This window comes from Streptomyces sp. NPDC005151 (assembly GCF_053599875.1).
Genome location: NZ_JBSFYR010000081.1, coordinates 1 through 16,285, shown reverse-complemented (window position 1 = coordinate 16,285; position 16,285 = coordinate 1). Strand labels below are relative to the sequence as shown.

General features: G+C 68.0%; 18 protein-coding genes and 4 pseudogenes. 14 read left to right on the top strand and 8 right to left on the bottom strand.

Features of this window, described 5'->3' with window-relative positions:
• The first annotated feature begins 40 nt into the window (after positions 1 to 40).
• The 6 genes from ACWD6R_RS31200 (at position 41) to ACWD6R_RS31175 (ending at position 7,274) form a co-directional block, all read left to right on the top strand.
• Entirely contained in the window at positions 41 to 1,741 is a 1,701-nt protein-coding gene (locus ACWD6R_RS31200; RefSeq protein WP_451821763.1) for an ABC transporter substrate-binding protein, read from the top strand.
• Between the two features lie 95 nt (positions 1,742 to 1,836).
• Entirely contained in the window at positions 1,837 to 3,042 is a 1,206-nt protein-coding gene (locus ACWD6R_RS31195; RefSeq protein ID WP_451821762.1) for a Gfo/Idh/MocA family protein, read from the top strand.
• Positions 3,043 to 3,405: 363 nt separating this feature from the next.
• The gene (locus ACWD6R_RS31190) at positions 3,406 to 5,466 is read left to right on the top strand and encodes a phosphocholine-specific phospholipase C (RefSeq protein WP_451821761.1); all 2,061 of its coding nucleotides are present in this window, start codon (positions 3,406 to 3,408) and stop codon (positions 5,464 to 5,466) included.
• Positions 5,467 to 5,623: 157 nt separating this feature from the next.
• Positions 5,624 to 5,851, top strand: coding sequence for a hypothetical protein (locus tag ACWD6R_RS31185; protein ID WP_451821777.1), 228 nt, complete (start codon positions 5,624 to 5,626; stop codon positions 5,849 to 5,851).
• Between the two features lie 231 nt (positions 5,852 to 6,082).
• Positions 6,083 to 6,232: a hypothetical protein gene (locus ACWD6R_RS31180; protein WP_451821760.1), complete on the top strand. Its 150-nt coding sequence runs from the start codon at positions 6,083 to 6,085 to the stop codon at positions 6,230 to 6,232.
• 478 nt (positions 6,233 to 6,710) lie between these two features.
• A complete protein-coding gene (locus ACWD6R_RS31175; protein WP_451821759.1) occupies positions 6,711 to 7,274 on the top strand; it encodes a cation:proton antiporter in 564 nt (187 codons plus the stop codon).
• Between the two features lie 569 nt (positions 7,275 to 7,843).
• On the opposite strand, the pseudogene ACWD6R_RS31170 reads toward ACWD6R_RS31175, so the two are convergent.
• The 4 genes and pseudogenes from ACWD6R_RS31170 to ACWD6R_RS31155 form a co-directional block, all read right to left on the bottom strand.
• Positions 7,844 to 7,948: pseudogene (locus ACWD6R_RS31170) on the bottom strand (HipA family kinase); the annotation flags it as partial.
• Positions 7,949 to 8,085: 137 nt separating this feature from the next.
• Complete coding sequence (locus tag ACWD6R_RS31165) at positions 8,086 to 8,199, bottom strand: hypothetical protein (protein WP_451821776.1); 114 nt, start codon at positions 8,197 to 8,199, stop codon at positions 8,086 to 8,088.
• Between the two features lie 285 nt (positions 8,200 to 8,484).
• Entirely contained in the window at positions 8,485 to 8,685 is a 201-nt protein-coding gene (locus ACWD6R_RS31160) for a hypothetical protein (protein WP_451821758.1), read from the bottom strand.
• Between the two features lie 22 nt (positions 8,686 to 8,707).
• On the bottom strand, positions 8,708 to 8,992 hold the full coding sequence (locus ACWD6R_RS31155; protein ID WP_451821757.1) for an Atu4866 domain-containing protein: 285 nt from the start codon (positions 8,990 to 8,992) through the stop codon (positions 8,708 to 8,710).
• A gap of 473 nt (positions 8,993 to 9,465) precedes the next feature.
• On the opposite strand from ACWD6R_RS31155, the gene ACWD6R_RS31150 reads away from it, so the two are divergent.
• A complete protein-coding gene (locus ACWD6R_RS31150) occupies positions 9,466 to 10,236 on the top strand; it encodes an Atu4866 domain-containing protein (RefSeq protein ID WP_451821756.1) in 771 nt (256 codons plus the stop codon).
• 186 nt (positions 10,237 to 10,422) lie between these two features.
• Here the strand turns inward: ACWD6R_RS31150 and ACWD6R_RS31145 are convergent, their stop codons facing one another.
• Entirely contained in the window at positions 10,423 to 10,557 is a 135-nt protein-coding gene (locus ACWD6R_RS31145; protein WP_451821755.1) for a hypothetical protein, read from the bottom strand.
• Between the two features lie 51 nt (positions 10,558 to 10,608).
• Positions 10,609 to 10,941: a hypothetical protein gene (locus ACWD6R_RS31140; RefSeq protein ID WP_451821754.1), complete on the bottom strand. Its 333-nt coding sequence runs from the start codon at positions 10,939 to 10,941 to the stop codon at positions 10,609 to 10,611.
• 400 nt (positions 10,942 to 11,341) lie between these two features.
• Here ACWD6R_RS31140 and ACWD6R_RS31135 point away from each other — a divergent pair.
• Together ACWD6R_RS31135 and ACWD6R_RS31130 are read left to right on the top strand one after the other, a co-directional pair.
• Positions 11,342 to 11,572: pseudogene (locus ACWD6R_RS31135) on the top strand (hypothetical protein); the annotation flags it as partial.
• A 24-nt stretch (positions 11,573 to 11,596) separates the two neighbouring features.
• On the top strand, positions 11,597 to 12,169 hold the full coding sequence (locus ACWD6R_RS31130; protein ID WP_451821779.1) for an alpha/beta fold hydrolase: 573 nt from the start codon (positions 11,597 to 11,599) through the stop codon (positions 12,167 to 12,169).
• Positions 12,170 to 12,180: 11 nt separating this feature from the next.
• Here ACWD6R_RS31130 and ACWD6R_RS31125 read toward each other — a convergent pair whose 3' ends face one another.
• The gene (locus tag ACWD6R_RS31125; RefSeq protein ID WP_451821753.1) at positions 12,181 to 12,534 is read right to left on the bottom strand and encodes a Tn3 family transposase; all 354 of its coding nucleotides are present in this window, start codon (positions 12,532 to 12,534) and stop codon (positions 12,181 to 12,183) included.
• Between the two features lie 52 nt (positions 12,535 to 12,586).
• Between ACWD6R_RS31125 and ACWD6R_RS31120 the strand changes: the two genes are divergently transcribed.
• Positions 12,587 to 13,015: a Tn3 family transposase gene (locus ACWD6R_RS31120; RefSeq protein WP_451821752.1), complete on the top strand. Its 429-nt coding sequence runs from the start codon at positions 12,587 to 12,589 to the stop codon at positions 13,013 to 13,015.
• A 149-nt stretch (positions 13,016 to 13,164) separates the two neighbouring features.
• On the opposite strand, the gene ACWD6R_RS31115 is transcribed toward ACWD6R_RS31120, so the two are convergent.
• Positions 13,165 to 13,572: a MerR family transcriptional regulator gene (locus ACWD6R_RS31115; protein ID WP_451821751.1), complete on the bottom strand. Its 408-nt coding sequence runs from the start codon at positions 13,570 to 13,572 to the stop codon at positions 13,165 to 13,167.
• 49 nt (positions 13,573 to 13,621) lie between these two features.
• On the opposite strand from ACWD6R_RS31115, the gene ACWD6R_RS31110 reads away from it, so the two are divergent.
• The 4 genes and pseudogenes from ACWD6R_RS31110 to ACWD6R_RS31095 form a co-directional block, all read left to right on the top strand.
• Positions 13,622 to 14,506, top strand: coding sequence for an NAD(P)-dependent oxidoreductase (locus ACWD6R_RS31110; protein WP_451821750.1), 885 nt, complete (start codon positions 13,622 to 13,624; stop codon positions 14,504 to 14,506).
• A 458-nt stretch (positions 14,507 to 14,964) separates the two neighbouring features.
• Positions 14,965 to 15,327, top strand: a complete 363-nt coding sequence (locus tag ACWD6R_RS31105) for a zinc finger domain-containing protein (protein WP_451821749.1) — start codon at positions 14,965 to 14,967, stop codon at positions 15,325 to 15,327.
• A pseudogene (locus tag ACWD6R_RS31100) lies at positions 15,311 to 15,526 on the top strand (recombinase family protein); the annotation flags it as partial. The gene ACWD6R_RS31105 and the pseudogene ACWD6R_RS31100, both read left to right, overlap by 17 nt.
• 434 nt (positions 15,527 to 15,960) lie before the next feature.
• Positions 15,961 to 16,138: pseudogene (locus ACWD6R_RS31095) on the top strand (IS1380 family transposase); the annotation flags it as partial.
• Positions 16,139 to 16,285 lie beyond the last annotated feature (147 nt).

The following is a 16,285-nucleotide window of genomic DNA, read 5'->3' as shown; positions in this document are numbered from 1 at the left end:
CACGCCGAGACCGACCATCACCCGTCCCCGGAGGATCACCATGTCACCCACCACCTCGCAGCCCACCCGGAGAGCCTTCCTCGGAGCCTCGCTCGGGGCCCTCGTCTTCGTGAGTGCGTGCAGCACCGAGCGCACCTCGACGAAGGGGAAGGGCTCGTCCGCGGCGGCCGGCGCCAGCGACGGCGTCGTCACCGTGAACTTCACTGGGCCGATCACCCAGCTCTACGCGAACTGGAACCCGTTCAGCCCTGCGGCGAACACCGGCGCCGGAACGGCCTACTTCTACGAGCCGCTGCTCCGGCTGGACCGGTTCCACGGCAACGAGCCGAGGCCGTGGCTCGCCGAGAAATGGGATATCAGCCCGGACGCCACGACGATCACCTTCCACCTGCGCAAGGACGTGACCTGGTCCGACGGCAAGAAGTTCGTCGCCGATGACGTCGTCTTCACGCTCACCGCGGCGACGCGCTTCAAGGGCACGTCCCTCGTCGTCACTGACCTCGGGGTCAAGAGTGCCAAGGCGGTCGACGAGAACACCGTCGAGGTCGTCTTCGCCAAGGGCAGCCTGGGGAACCTGGTCGCTGCGGGCCTGGCCTCGATCCTCCCGGCCCACATATTCGGCTCCGAGAAGCTCGAGACGTGGACGAATCCCAAGCCGGTCGGCACGGGCCCCTTCGTCATCTCGGCGTTCTCCCCCCAGCAGGTCACGCTCGACGTCCGCAAGGACTACTGGGGCGGCGGCCTCGGCCAGGTGAAGCAGGTCAAGTGGGCGGTCTACGGCAACGAGGACTCCGGCAAGGCCCTGATCCGTCAGGGCAAGGTCGATGCCGCGACGATGGCGTGGCCGGACGCGAAGACGACGCTTGAGAACGCGGACAACAACGTCTACCGGGTCTTTCCCACCGGGGGTGGCACCGCGATCCAGTTCAACTGCGCGGTGGCGCCGTTCAACGACGTGCACGCACGCCGTGCGCTCGCAAAGGCGTTCGACTTCAAGAAGATGCTGTCGCTCGCGGACATCGGCACGCCGCTGGCGAACGTGACCGGGATGTCCGAGCTCGTGTGGGGTGACGTCATCGCCCCCGAGTTCCGCGGCAAGACCGTCGCCCAGGACGCTGCAGCCGCCAAGGCTGAGCTCGAGGCCGGTGGCTGGACCGTGGAGGGCGGCAAGCTCGTCAAGGACGGCAAGAGCTACGCCCTCACGATCAAGGCTGTGACGGAGTACGCGAACTGGGGCATCTTCTGCGATGGGCTCAAGGGCCAGGTCAAGGACGTCCTTGGTCTCGACCTCCAGGTGCAGCGCATCCCGGACGCGCAGCACTACGAGCAGCTCCAGAAGGGCGAGTACACGATCGCGATGAACTTCGGCCCGAGCGAGAACCTCGCCGGCGACTTCTACAAGTCCCTGAACAAGAGGGACATCGTGCCGATCGGTGAGAAGGCGAGTGCAAACCTCAGTCGCTACGGCAACGACGAGGTGAGCCGCCTGCTCGACGAGATCGCGGCCTCGGTCGACCAGGACGAGGTCGTGTCGAAGGTCCAGCAGATCCAGAAGATCGTCGTCGACGAGGTGCCGTACATCACTTACAACCAGGGCGGTCAGTACGTCTCCATGTCCGGCCGCAAGTGGACCGGGGTCCCGAAGCCGGAGGACCGTCCCGACTACGTGCCCTACCCGGGTTCGAGCGTCGGGTCCGGCCCTAACGTCACGCTCTACTTCAAGAACTTGAAGCCGGCCTGATCCCGTCCCCACCGACTCTCCGGCACGCACTGATCCATCGACCAGTCGGTGCGTGCCGGGGCGCTGTCATCGTCTCGAAGACAAGGAAGACCCCTGTGCCCAGCGACAATACTTCCTTCCGCGCTGCCCTCGTGGGCGTCGGCGCCCGCGCCGGCCTCGGAAAGCACCTGGAGCCGGCCGGCGCTGAGCTCGTCGCCCTCGTCGACCCCGACCCGGGGGTCGCCGACCGAGCCCGCGAGCTGTTCGGCGACCTGCCGCTCCTGCCGGACCTGGACTCGCTCCTCGCCGAGCACCCCGACATCGACGGCGTCATCATCACGAGTCCGGACGACACCCACCACGCCGTTGCGTCCCGTCTCCTCGAGGCAGGGGTGGCTGTCTACGTCGAGAAGCCCCTTGCGATCACAACGGCGGACGCCGACGATCTCCTCGCGACCGCGTTGCGTACCGGAGCGAAACTCTACGTCGGCCACAACATGCGCCACATGAACGTCGTGCGACTCATGAAGCAGATCATCGCCCGAGGGGAGATCGGCGACGTCAAAGCGATCTGGTGCCGGCACTTCGTCGGGTCCGGTGGCGACTTCTACTTCAAGGACTGGCACGCCGAGCGAGCGCGGGGGACCGGCCTCCTCCTCCAGAAGGGCGCCCACGACCTCGACGTCATCCACTGGCTCGCGGGCTCCTCGACCCGGGAGGTCGTGGGTCTTGGCGACCTCATGGTCTACGGCCAGGTCAAGTCGCGCCGCGACAACAGCGATCGACGGATGCGTGACTGGTACTCCGCCGACAACTGGCCGCCGCTGGATCAGGCCGACCTCAACCCGGTCATCGACGTCGAGGACATCTCCATGATGATGATGCGTCTCGACAACGGGGTCCTCGCGAGCTACCAGCAGTGCCACTTCACGCCCGACTACTGGCGCAACTACACGGTCATCGGGACGGAGGGTCGCCTGGAGAACTTCGGCGACGGCGAGGGCGGCGAGATCCGGGTCTGGAACAAGCGGGTCGGCTACCTCGAGAAGGGGCATGTGGCGTACCCGATCGTCGGCGACGCGGACGGGCACGGTGACGCCGACCGTCTCACGGCCGAGGAGTTCGTCCGCTTCGTGCGGGACGGGGTGCCCACGGACACCTCCCCGGTCGGCGCCCGCGACGCCGTCGCCGCCGGGGTCGCCGCGACGGAGTCCCTCCGTTCCGGCGGCGCGCCTCAGCGCGTGCCCCGCCCCGCGGACGAGGTCGTCGACTACTTCACCGACCACCAGCGACGGCCCGGACGGGCGAGCAGCGCAGGGTGAGTCGTTGATCTGGGAGCCGGACGTCGCTCCTCGTGAGTCTCTACCGGGAGTTCTACCAACACGGCCTTCTTCCGGTCCATCCCGATCGCCCTGGAAGAAGCCGCTCACGTTCATCGCCGCCTGGAACGAATTCGTCAGAGGGCTCACCCTGTCCACCCTCCCCGAGACCTAGGGCGCCCCTCGGGCCGGTGCCGGCACCGGCCCGAGGGTGCGACGAGCCGAGGAGTGAGCTCGGGGCAGCCACGTCGTTCGTCTCTTGTATGGACAACTTTCACGGTGACGCAACGGCGTCTTCCGTAGCACTCGCTGTGCTTGGAGCACCCCACTCGCTTCTGTCCCGTCACGCTTGCAGAGGTCACTTCCATGGCAGAACTCAACCGCCGCCGGTTCATGCAGCTCGCCGGTGGCACCGCCGCCTTCACCGCGCTGTCGAGCAGCATCGCCCGGGCCGCTTCCATCCCCGCGCACGGCGCCACCGGCACCATCCAGGACGTCGAGCACATCGTCGTGCTGATGCAGGAGAACCGTTCCTTCGACCACTACTTCGGTGCGATGAAGGGCGTACGGGGCTTCGGTGACCCGCGTCCCGTCACACTGCCCAGCGGCAAGTCCGTATGGCAGCAGGAGGACGCCAACAAGAAGGAGGTGCTGCCCTTCAGGCCCCCGGGCGACGACCTCGGCATGGAGTTCCTCCAGGGTCTCAACCACGACTGGGCGGGCGGCCAGAAGGCGTTCAACAAGGGCAAGTACGACCAGTGGGTGCCCGCGAAGACGGCCACGACGATGGCGCACCTGACGCGTGACGACATCCCCTTCCACTACGCCCTCGCCGACGCCTTCACCATCTGCGACGCGTACCACTGCTCGTTCATCGGCTCCACCGACCCGAACCGCTACTACCTGTGGACCGGCCACACCGGCAACGACGGCACTGGAGGCGGGCCCGTCCTCAACAACGCCGAGGCCGGATACGGCTGGACGACCTACCCCGAGCGCCTGGAGCAGTCCGGCATCTCCTGGAAGGTCTACCAGGACATCGGCAACGGCCTCGACGCCGCCGGCCGCTGGGGCTGGATCCCCGACGCCTACCGCGGCAACTACGGCGACAACTCTCTCCTGTACTTCAACCAGTACCGCACCGCGCAGCCCGGCAACCCGCTGTACGACAAGGCGCGCACCGGCACCGACGCCCAGGCGGGCGATGGCTTCTTCGACATCCTCAAGGCCGACGTCCAGGCGGACCGGCTGCCGCAGGTCTCCTGGATCGCGGCGCCCGAGGCCTTCTCCGAGCACTCCAACTGGCCTTCGAACTACGGCGCCTGGTACATCGCGCAGGTGCTGGACGCGCTGACGTCCAACCCCGAGGTGTGGGCCCGTACCGCTCTCTTCATCACGTACGACGAGAACGACGGCTTCTTCGACCACATCGTGCCGCCGTACGCCCCCGGCTCCGCCGCCCAGGGCCTGTCGACGACTCCCACGGCCCTCGACTACTTCCCCGGCAAGACCGGTTACGTCGCCGGCCCGTACGGTCTCGGCCCGCGCGTTCCGATGCTCGTCGTCTCGCCCTGGAGCACCGGCGGCTACACCTGCTCCGAGACCTTCGACCACACCTCGGTCATCCGCTTCATGGAAGCCCGCTTCGGGGTCCAGGAGCCCAACATCTCGCCGTGGCGGCGGGCTGTCTGCGGTGACCTGAGCTCCGCGTTCGACTTCGCCCGTACGAAGACCAAGCCGGCCGCCCTGCCGTCGACCGACGGGTACTACCCGCCGGACCGCAACCGTCACCCCGACTTCCGCCCGACCGCCCCGGCCGTCGGCACCATGCCGAAGCAGGAGCCGGGCTCCAAGCGGACCCGACCGCTCAAGTACGAGCCGTGCGTGGACGGTTCCGCGAACACGAGCACCGGCAAGTTCACGCTCGCCTTCAGCGGCGGCCCGGAGGCCGGTGCGCAGTTCTACGTCACCTCGGCGAACCGCACCGATGCTCCCTGGACCTACACCACCGAGGCGGGTAAGTCGATCGCCGACACCTGGAACACGCAGTACTCGAACGGTGTGACGGACCTGACCGTCCACGGCCCGAACGGCTTCCTGCGTACCTTCCGCAACCCGGGCGCGGAGGCGGGCCCCGAGGTCACCGCCCGCCACAACGCGACCACCGCCAACCTCGACCTGACCCTGACCAACCCGGGCACCGGCGTCGCCCACCTCACGGTCACCAACGCGTACGGGGGCCAGGACGAGACCGTCACCGTGCGCCCGGGCGCGGTCGCGAACCACACGGTGAAGCTGGGAAGGAGCCGGCGCTGGTACGACGTGTCGGTCGTCTCCGACACGGACAGCACCTTCCTGCGCCGCTTCGCCGGACACGTCGAGACCGGCGCGTCCGGAGTGAGCGACCCGGCCATCGTCACCAACTGACCCCACCCCCACCAGGTCGCCCGCCCGCTCCCACCGAGCGGGCGGGCGACCGCACTTGCTGCTGGTCAGCACGCCGACACCCTGATCGCTCGGAGCGGTGAACTGTCCCGTCGGGCAGAACCACAGCCCGGACAGCGAGGTTCTTCTGATGCCGTCCATGAACGACCAGCAGCAGGAGCAGGACGAGGCAGGGCGGACCCGACGGCAGGCCGGGATCGCCGCGTTCGTCGCGGCCCTCGTCGTCACCCTCGGCTTCTTCGCCTTCTTCCCCGGACTGCCGCACGTCATCGACTGGGGCGCCATCCTGCTCTCCCTCGCTGTCGGGGGGATCGCCCGCTGGGCCTGTCGGTCCTGGTTGACGAAGAGGAACGCCGGCCGCCCGTGAACAGTGGCGGCCCCGTCAGCGGCCGCTTAGCGTGTGACGGGCAGCAACATCAACCACTGAGCGAAATGGTGCGTCGCCATGCCTGACAAGCCGGGCACCGCTTCGACCGTGACCTGGACGCGATGACGCGGCATCTCGTGGACGACGTCGCCGTCGGATGGGAGGAGCTGGGCAGCGACCTCCTCGAGGGGCGCCGCCCGAGATGGGGGCCGCGCTCACCGGCGGAGACCAGTGGCCCAGCCGCACCTGGACAACCTGATCACCCCGGACGGCTCCCCGCCGACCCGCATGTCGGTCACCGAATCGACCGCCGCCGGCCAGGACCTGGCGTGGGGATACGTCCTGCACCCCCATGGCATCGAAGTCATCCCCTCGCAGTAAGCCGCATCCGGTCCCGTCGTCAGCTGGGACGCCGCCCCCCGCACCGACTTCAGCAACCCCGCCGCCTGGCCCACCGCGGCAACGGGCCAGCCGCCCGCGCCGCCCACGAAGGCACCGGCCGCCGCACCTCCGGACACATCCCGCACGGCCGCCCGTCGCTGACCTCGCAACTCCCCACCAACGGGGGGCCGCTCTGCCCTCCCCCTCGAAGGAACCGCCTGTGAACCTCACCGAACTCGCGCTGCTTTCCCAGCCCGGTGAACGCCCGCGACGTGACCGAGCACCCTCCAGGCCAGTGGACCGTGAGGGTCGAGACCTACGCGATGCACGTCTGGCAGGGGGACCTCGCCGCCTGCATGCGGAGCACAGGCTCCGTCGGCGCACTCCACCCCAGCAGCCTCCATCCCGACGGGTTCGTCACCCCTCCCCCTGGCATGACCGTCCAGCCAACGCCGGCCACAGCCGCCTGGCGGCGGACGTGGCGGAGTCCCGGGGGCTCACCGCGATCTTCGACGCGTTCGTGGTGGGGCTGATCATCCCGCCCGACTCGCCGCACTGGGACGCATCGGTCCGCTGGGTGTCCACGCTGGGCCTGTGGCTGGTGCCGGTCTTCTTCATCGCCACCGGGCTGAAGATATGGACGGCCTCGGGCGGCGTCCCCTGGCTGGTGGCGATCCTGGCGACGGTCCTGGCCGTGCTCTCCAAGATCGGCGGCGGTTACGCGGTCTCCCGCCTGGGCGGGGAGGGGCGCGCCGAGGCGCTTCGCGTCGGCGTCATGCTCAACACCCGGGGGCTCACCGAGATCGTCCTGCTCCAGGCTGGGTACAGCGCCGGAGTGCTCACCTCCGGCCTGTATCTGGCGCTGCTGGTGATGGCGGTGGTCACCACCTCGATGACCGGCCCGCTCCTGTCGCTGATCGACCGCCGCCAAGGGGCGGACGCGCCGTCGGCGCCCCGGAAGGGCGAGCAGGTCGCGGCGGGGCGAGTTCCCTTGTCGGGGCAGCGGAGCGACCTACAGTGGTGCCGTGAAGAGACGTCCTGACGCACCCCATGCACACTGGACATAGGCCCAGTTCAGCGGCCCTTTTCGGAAGCCTCAAGGATCGCCACGCACTCCACGTGGTGCGTCATCGGGAACAGATCGAAGTTGCCTGCGCGTGTCAGGGCCGTCTGGATCGTGCCTCTTTCCTGCCGGCGGAAAGCCTTCGTCGGGTCAGTTGATGTTGGTTATTCCCGCGTGCTCGGCGGAAATCCACCCGAGGTACTGTCCGCTCATTTCGCAGCTGTCGCCTTCCAGCGCGATCACTTCGATGTGGCGAACGAGTCGGCCTATCACCCGAGAACCTGCATACAGGCTTCTGCCTCGCGGCAACAAGTAACTCAGCGTGCCTGCCGCAACGCCTCAGGTGGGTCACCATCCAAGACCGCCTCGGTCTCTGCCGCAGGGCGTCTACGGGGAGAATCTGGGGAGTACAGACTCTGCTGGGGAGCGCGTGGGGAGAATCGGCTACGTAACGCGGCCCCACCCTGAAAGATCCCGAAAGACCCATCTCCGCAGTTCCGAGGCTGATTAAGTCGAATCTCCGCAGGTCAACGCTTCCAGGTGGGCAACTTCATGACGTACGTACCGAGATCGTCGGCCTCGACGATCCCGGGGAGCGAGCCGCCTTCACGCAAGGGCGTGATATAGCGGGTCGCAGTCACCTCATTCAGCATTTTCCCAGGCCACCCAAGTCTTTAGCCTTGCAATCCACGAACAGCTCCAAGCGCGCATAGCCGGTCCATCGGCCACGATCAGCCCTGGGGAGAATCTGGGGAGTTTTGACTGGCACGCGAAACTCCCTGCTTCCCGATCAGCCCATCGATCGCCGCGCGCCCTTACTCCCAGCCTCCGGCATGAAGTGAGCATAGTAACCGAGCGTGATGGCCGGCGAGGAGTGCCCGAGCCACTGCGCCAACGTCACCACCGACTCTCCCGACTCCAGCAGAATCGAGGCGTAGGTGTGACGCAGCACATGGAAGCCGTCCTTCGGTGCCGCCTCCAGGGCGAACCGAGGATAGAAGGTCGTCTGAGGGACTACTTGAGGGCTTCGGGTCGGCCTGCAGAATTGCGGTGATCACGGCCTTGACGTCTTCTCGTCGGCGCCGGCAGGTTCGAACGTGGCATCCCAGGTGACCCCGGCACTGCCCCGAGTCGGGGTCGTCGTGGACGGCGGGTAGGCCCTCGGAGTCCTGTACGGGCAGGGGAGCGCTCAGGAACCGGTAGCGGCAGGAGCGGCCGGTCTGCTCGATGAGCTGCTCGACCGCGGTGCCGCCGACACCCGCGGCAGAACGCGGGTGTCGGCGTGCTCCGGGTCAGTGATGGCTGCTGTGATCAACGGCTGCCAGGTGTGGAGGGCGTAGAAGTCACTGATGCGGTCCCACACCTGATCCGGGGTGGCGGAGGCGGTCACCCGCACTGGACCTCCGTCATGGTCAGGCTCCCTGCCGGGCGCGCTCGTCGCCCTCGCGGTACAGCACGAGGTGCTCGTGGAAGAGGACTCCGTCGCGGATGTCGCCGGTGGCGGTGAAGCCGGTGTCGTCGACGTAGTCGAGGTGACTGCCGGTGACGGTGTAGCGGCCGGTGTAGGCGCTCTGCCGGTTGCCGCGGGCCTCGTCGTAGCGGCCGTTCGGCAGTAGCTCCTGACGGATGAATCCATCTGCGGTCACCCACATCCCGATGTACGGGTGCGGGTCGTGGGGCGTGTCGTTGCTGGTCATGCCTCCACGGTCGGCCCGGCGCCCGACGGTAGCCAGGCCGCCGTATGCCCAGGTGAGCGCTTCCTGGGTGCCGCGCACCCAGCATCGCGAGCGGCCAGAGCCTTCGCGTCCCGCACCAGCAGCGCGGTGCGGCAGATACTCGGCTACCGGCTGTCACCGACTTCGACGGGTCGGCGAGACGTTCGTCTTCATCGCCTCCAAACCGCACACCACATCCACCTCAACGAGATCGCCGATGACCTTCTGGGCCTTGTGCCGTCTGCGTGAGGCTGCCCTGGTCCGCCGGCCGACGCGCCCTTACGGATCGTAGGTGTCCGACACCTAGGGACAGGGCGGCCTGGTTCCGTTTTCGGGGCGCGGAGAGTCTGGTGATGCGACAGCGGCTTGAAGCCGTGGACCACGGGCCTCGGCCGACTGGAGCGCGCTTCGCGCACCGCGCCGCCCCATGACCCAACTCATCTGAGGAGCACGCAATGAGCACCACCGACACGGGCCTCACCGGCACGGACGTCGCGGCCTGGAACGCCAAGGCCCTCGACGAGATCCTCGCGAACGACGCGGGCCGCCCTGTGCTGTTCACCAACGCCCGGATCCTGACGACGGACCCGCTGATCGGTACGATGACCGGCGCCGACGTGCTGTTCGTCGGTTCCCCGCTCGTGGGCGTCGGCCCCGGCATCATCACCGCAGCGGGAGACGACAACGCCATCGTTGTCGACTGCACCGGCATGACCGTCGTCCCCGCCGTCGTCGACACCATCGCGCTGGTCGGCGGCCGTGGCCGCCGCTCGGAGTACGTCGCGACGCTGACCCCGGGCAACACCACCGACTTCCTGGTGGTGCCCGACGCACTCGCCGCCGACGTACCGAGCGCGGTGGCCACGCTCATGTCCCGGCCGGAGCAGGTCCGCGCACTGCTCGCGGACGGCGTGCCCGTTCTGTGGGCCGGCACTGCCGCCCCCGGCCGGGCCACCTCCCCCGAGGCAGGCATCCCGGCCGCACCGGACCTGACGGGCAGCCCGCGGGTCGGCGTCTGGATCGACAGGAACGACTTCCTGCACCAGGAGTTCACCGCCGACGGCCGCTACGACGAGACCCGCGGCGGCCGACTGCACGCCTATCAGGGCAGCTACTGGGTCGACGGTGACCGCATCGACTACCTGGACGACCTCGGCTTCTGGGCCTACGGAGAGTTCAAGGGCGACGAACTGCACCACGCGGGTTACGTCATGAAGCTGGGCTGACCTTCCCTCCGGTCGCCGCGACGACGGTCCTGATCCCGGGTGCGCGACACCGGGGGGCAACAGAGACCGGTTTCCGTAACGGGCGCGACCGAGGCTGGTAACGCGCTCCCGACCTTGCGGGCACACCGCTCCCGAAGGAGAAGGGCGTGTCCACCCGGGCGAACACCGAGGCCCGTAGCGGTCCGCCTACTCCAAGGGGACGATCATGAAAGCGTTGGTGACCCCGCTCGGTGCCCCCGGCGGCCTGGCCATGCGGAACGTGCCGGAGCCGGACTCCCAGCCAGGAGAGGCGGTGATCCAGATCCGGGCCAGTTCGCTCAACCGTGGTGAGCTGCGCCTTCTTGCCGCGCGAGCCGAGGGCTGGCGGCCCGGTCAGAACGTGGCCGGAGTGGTGACGCGCGCCGCGGCCGACGGGTCCGGTCCCGTGGCCGGTACCCACGTCGTCGCGTTGGCCGACGAGGCCGGTTGGGCGGAGTCCGTCGCGGTGTCCACCAACCGGATCGGCACGCTGCCGCCGGAGGTGGACACCGCGGCGGCGGCACTTCCCATGGCGGGGACGACCGCTCTTCGTACCCTGCGTACCGGCAGCCTCAGGCCCGGCCATCGCGTTCTGGTCACCGGCGCGGCGGAGCCCTGGGCCACTTGCAGGTCCAGCTCGCCGCTGCGCAGCGCGCGTACGTCGTCGCCGTCGCGACGGAGCGGCATACGCAGGACCTTCGTGCCCTCGGCGCGGCCGAGGTTGTGGCGACACCCGCCTCGGCGTCCGGGCTCTTCGATCTGATCAACGAGTCGGTCGGCGGGACGAGTCTGGCCGAGGCGATCGACCGGGTCACCGCGAGCGGTACCGTCGTGGTGTTCGGGCCGAGCACAGGGGACCAGAACTTCTTCGACCTGCCCATAGGCCAGGGCAAGACGGTCTGGGACGGCTTCACGACCATACTGACCCAGCTGTACGAACTGCCTGGCGTCACCGTCCGCGGCACCATCGACGACGACCAGCACATGGTCGGCTCTCCGACTCCTGGCCCGGTCCTCACGGACGCCCTGGTGACCGCGGTCGGCACGATCAAGGACGCCGTCCCCATGGGATCCCAACGCGAACGTCGCCACCGCGCTCACCGGCGTGGTGGGCGCCAGCCTCGGCCTGAGCATCGCCGGGAGCCTGCTGGCCATCGTGACGGGCGGCCTGTTCGGCACCTTCTTCACCGCGTTCCACGCCGCGCAGGGACCCCAACTGGGGTTGCCCGGCGTGGGCGGAGCTGCATCCCCTCACCCATGCCGGCCTCACGGATCCAGGTCGCTCTCTGCGCCTTCCCGCTTGCCACCGGGGATGTAGAAGACATCCTTCCCCAGGCAGCTGATGGCCAATCGCCCGCCGTACCAGACCCTGCAGGCCACCACCCCGCAGACCATCGGCTACGCGCTGACCGACTCACCGGTCGGCCAGCTGGCCTGGATCGCCGAGCGCTTCGCACAGTGGAACGACCCTCGCTCACCGATCAGCGACGAGCGGATGCTCACCAACATCTCGCTGTACTGGCTGACCGCCACCGCCGCTTCCTCGGCACGGCTGCACCACGATTCTCCGCGGCGGATCGAGCCGTGCCCGGTACCGGTCGGCGTGGCGGTGTTCGCACACGACATCACCCAGTCGGTGCGACCGCTGGCCGAGCGGCTGTACGACATCAGGCACTGGTCGGAGTTCGACCGCGGCGGCCACTTCGCCGCGATGGAGGTGCCAAAGCTGCTCGCCCAGGACGTCCGGGACTTCTTCCTCACCCGCATCAAGCACGACCAGCAGGTCGTCACCCGCCGAGAGGCTGCGGGCCGCGGACTGCCGGGCACGCAGGAGCTTCGCCGCCAAGAGGCCGTTCGCCCTCACCGAGTCCAGCTGCACGGTCGCGCCCTTGGCACCGACACAGCCAATGGGTGACAGTCCCTTTCCTATGGCTCTGCCGGATGGGCGTGGGCGGCATCCAGCGGGGTTCGGGGGTGGGGTACGGCAGCGCTCGGCGCCAGGTCGAGCCGCTTGTCCATCTCCAGCCGGAACGTGCCGTAGGGGTTGATGTTGGACCAGAACAGTGCGGTCAGGCCGCGCCGGTCCCCGTCGGTGAGCTTCTTCGCCCACACCGGTTCGGTGAGCACCCGCTGGACGAGCAGGGTGTTGATGTGCACGAGCGCGGACTGCAGTAGGTGGAGCGCAAGCATCGACGTCTCGGCATGCTCCTTGTCCGGGCCGGTCAGGGCTCCGTCCTTGCCGTAGTGCAGGACGGTGTTCGCGCTGTTCCAGTTCTCCACGACTTGGAGGCCGCCGTGGATCTCGCGGCGCAGGTCGGGGCTGGCCAGGTAGTTGCTGCGCTACCTCTCGGACGCGCCGCTTCGCCGGCGGGTGACCGCGGCGACGAACAAGGTCGAGTCGTTCAACCGGTTCTCCCAGTGGGTCGGCTTCGGCAACCAGGGCGTCATCGCCGACAACGACCCCATCGAGCAGGAGAAGACGATGAAGTTCAACGCCCTGCTCACCAACGCGGTCATCTTCCACAACGCCCTGGACATCGCGGAGATCGTCCGCCAGCTCCTGGAGGAGGGCTGGGAGATCGACCCCGAGGACCTGGCCCACATCTCGCCGTACCTGACCGAGCACATCAAACGGTTCGGCGAGTACTCCACCCACGAACTCGGCATCCAGCCCGAGGCGTACGACCCGAAGCTGAACGTCGACTTCACTCAGCTCCGCGAGCAGGAACCAGCCGCCTCCGGATTCGGTGCAGTTGCCTGACGCGACAGAACACCGGCCCAGTCACGGCGTCTTGGCGGGCACAGTCAAGGCGACGGGAGACAGGAGGGCGCACATCCGGCCGCAGCCCCGGGACGGCGTTGCCGCCGTTGCGTTGGCACTGCTCGGGCCGTGGCCAACACCGCGGCTCCTTAGGCGGGGACAGGCTCCAAGTCAGCATCGTCAAAGGGTGGATAGCTCTCGCTGCCCGTTCGCTCGGCCGCATCGATGTAGGCGGCAAGAGCGTCGCGAGATTGGGCGAGGCTGGCCATCTGATCGTTCAGTCGCTGCAGCCGTGACCGCATCGCGGCCAGCAACTCGGGACACCTGGGCAGCTCCGGGGCCTCTCCGAGCGCACATGGCAGCATGTACGCGATGTCCTCGGAAGACAGACCGGCACCGAGCAGGTGCCGGATCTGCTTCACCCGCAGTACGGCGTTCTCGTCGTACTCGCGATAACCATTGGCGCCACGGTCCGCCTCCAGCAGCCCCTGGGCCCCGTAGTAGCGCAACTGATGAGTGTGGACTCCCGTCCGACGACTCAGTTCCCCGATCCGCATCGCAACCTCGCTTGACCTTCACACCGGTATCAACGTTGACGATGCTGTCATGAACAACAGCACCGAAACACCCGTGACCATCATCGGACTCGGCCTGATGGGCCAGGCACTCGCCGGCGCGTTCCTGAAAGCCGGGCATCCCACCACCGTGTGGAATCGCACGTCCTCCAAAGCTGACCAACTGGTGGCCGAGGGTGCACGGCTAGCGCCGACCGTTGGCGACGCGCTCAAGGCGGGTTCGCTGACGATCATCTGCGTCACCGACTACCCGGCCCTGTACGAGCTCCTCGGCGCGAACGATGTCGAGCTGGACGGCACGATGTTGATCAACCTGACCTCGGGGAGCTCGGCCCAGGCCAGGGAAGCCGCCCGATGGGCCGAGCAGCGTGGTGCCCGCTACCTGGACGGCGCCATCATGGCCGTCCCGTCGGCCATCGGCACCGCCGATGCGGTGATTCTGCACAGCGGGCCGCAGACGGACTTCGAGGCGCACGAGTCGACACTCGGCGCGCTCGGCACCGTCGCCTACCTGGGGGCGGACCATGGGCTTGCGTCGCTGTACGACGTGGCCGGCCTGGCCATGATGTGGAGCGTCCTGAACGCGTGGCTCCAGGGCACGGCCATGCTCAGGACGACTGGCGTCGACGCCGCGACGTATGCACCGTTCGCGCGGCAGATCGCCGCCGGTGTGGCCGAATGGCTGCCTGGATACGCCGAGCAGATCGACAGCGGCTCCTTCCCGGCCGAGGTATCCGCCCTGGAGACCGACGCACGGGCGATGGAGCACCTGATCGAGGAGAGCGAGGCAGTGGGGGTGAACGCCGAACTGCCGAAGTTGCTCAAGACTATGGCCGACCGGGCGATCGCCGCCGGACACGGCGGAGAGCAATATCCCGTGCTGATCGAAGAGTTCGGCAAGCTCCGCAACGAATGACCGACCCCGACACCGGGATCTAGCCGGCTCAGAGAAGCGGAGTCTGCCCCGGACCGCCCGCGCCATCACGACCACCGTCGCCTCGCCGAACTGCTCATGCCAACTCCGCCGACCGCGAGAAGGGTGAGCTGGGGCAGTGGTCGACGAGTGATCGCCTGTGGACCGGCGGACACGACTGCGCTGTTCGGCCCCGCATCGCTGCAATGCGGGGCCGAACAGCGCGGGTTGCTACGAGGGCCGACCGTGGTCGTTCCTCAGGCGGCACGGTGATGCCTTCGGGCGCCGCGCGTTCTGTTTCATAGGTGGTCGCCTGTGAAACACGGCGACAGCCGCCGATCATGCTGCGAGTTTCATGTTTCATGGGTTGTTGCAAACGGCCGGACACCTGAAACGCATCTATGAAACAGTCAGGGCTCGTAAGCGACGACTTCAAGCGCGTAGAATCGCACGACTGTCCGATGTCCACCTGCGCCGCCCCGGCGGGCTCGCCGTGCCGCACCGGCAAGAACAAGGTGGCCATCCAGTACCACACCGCCCGCTTCCGCCTCGTGCCCCAACTCGCCAAGGTGCTCAACGTGCCGACCCCCGCCGTGCGCAAGCCGGGCTCAGCCTGGACCGAACTGCCCAGACCCGCGAGCGCCGGCACCACACCGGTCGGGCACGTCCGCCTCGGGTACGCCCGCGCCTCGACCGCCCGGCAGTCCCTGGACGCGCAGCTCGACTCCCTTGCCGAGGCCGGGGTGACCCGGGTCTTCTCGGAGAAGATCTCCACTCGCGCACAGGCGCCCCGAGTTGGAGGCCGCCGTGAAGCTCGCCGGTGAGATCCGCTCCTCCGGCGTGCGCGTCACCCTCGTCGTCCACGAACACAAGCGCCTCGGCCGCGGCATCGAACTCGCCATGCTCGCCGAGGAGCTGAAGGCGAACGATGTCGGCCTGGAGTTCCTCACCGGGGAGCTGAAGGGCTCGCACGACCCCTCCGGCATCGTATTCACCGTGCTGGCGGCCATGTCCGGCATGGAACGCGAGTACATCCGCGACCGCACCCTCGAAGGCCACGAGAGCGCCCGCAAGCGCGGCAAGACCATCGGCGGCGCGGGCGTCACCGACGACTCCATGCTGTCCATGGCCCTCCATCTACGTGGCCAGGAGATGAGCCTGCGCGACATCGCCGCCCGGCTCGTCATCACCACGGGCGCAAAGAAGGGCCAGCACCCCTCACCCCCCCACCGTCATGCGGATGCTGCGCGAACACGACGAACGCACGAACGCAGCCTTGACGACGTAAAAAGGGCGGCGCAGAGGAGTCACACAGGACATCAAGATCAAGTACTGGCGGCTTTTGGGCTTACCTCGGCGCTACCCCTACTGGAACATGCCCCGCGGCTGGGAGGGGACGCAGCATCGTGCCCGCCGATGCCTCCATACGCCTCCTCGCCCGCATCAGATGGAAATGTGGCGCCTGGGTCGCCGAACTCGCCGACGACGGTCGGACTGGGCGGCCTACGGGGACGCGCCATCGTGCGTGAGAGGCGGCCACATTTCGGCGCTGGGCTCCAGATCGGCGATGCCGATGGCATTCGGATCACATGCTTCTCCATCAACACCGCCAACCGCCGGATCGCGGGGATGGAAAGTACCCGCCCACAGTGCGCCCCACCTGCTGTACAAACTCGAAAGAGTCGCCGTGAACCGCCCCGGGTTCGGTAGAGATCTCAGATGGTGGTTGTGACCTGGGGTTTCGTGGATTCCATGTAGTGGTTGGTCTCGTACTCGACGGGC

Excerpts from the sequence above, each read along its gene's own strand:
- ACWD6R_RS31110 (WP_451821750.1), top strand. The coding sequence starts at position 13,622 with ATGAACAACAGCACCGAAACACCCGTGACCATCATCGGACTCGGCCTG.
- ACWD6R_RS31130 (WP_451821779.1), top strand. The coding sequence starts at position 11,597 with ATGGCCAATCGCCCGCCGTACCAGACCCTGCAGGCCACCACCCCGCAG.
- ACWD6R_RS31105 (WP_451821749.1), top strand. The coding sequence starts at position 14,965 with ATGTCCACCTGCGCCGCCCCGGCGGGCTCGCCGTGCCGCACCGGCAAG.
- ACWD6R_RS31185 (WP_451821777.1), top strand. The coding sequence starts at position 5,624 with ATGAACGACCAGCAGCAGGAGCAGGACGAGGCAGGGCGGACCCGACGG.
- ACWD6R_RS31155 (WP_451821757.1), bottom strand. The coding sequence starts at position 8,992 with ATGACCAGCAACGACACGCCCCACGACCCGCACCCGTACATCGGGATG.
- ACWD6R_RS31140 (WP_451821754.1), bottom strand. The coding sequence starts at position 10,941 with ATGCCGCTCCGTCGCGACGGCGACGACGTACGCGCGCTGCGCAGCGGC.
- ACWD6R_RS31150 (WP_451821756.1), top strand. The coding sequence starts at position 9,466 with ATGAGCACCACCGACACGGGCCTCACCGGCACGGACGTCGCGGCCTGG.
- ACWD6R_RS31115 (WP_451821751.1), bottom strand. The coding sequence starts at position 13,572 with ATGCGGATCGGGGAACTGAGTCGTCGGACGGGAGTCCACACTCATCAG.
- ACWD6R_RS31190 (WP_451821761.1), top strand. The coding sequence starts at position 3,406 with ATGGCAGAACTCAACCGCCGCCGGTTCATGCAGCTCGCCGGTGGCACC.
- ACWD6R_RS31200 (WP_451821763.1), top strand. The coding sequence starts at position 41 with ATGTCACCCACCACCTCGCAGCCCACCCGGAGAGCCTTCCTCGGAGCC.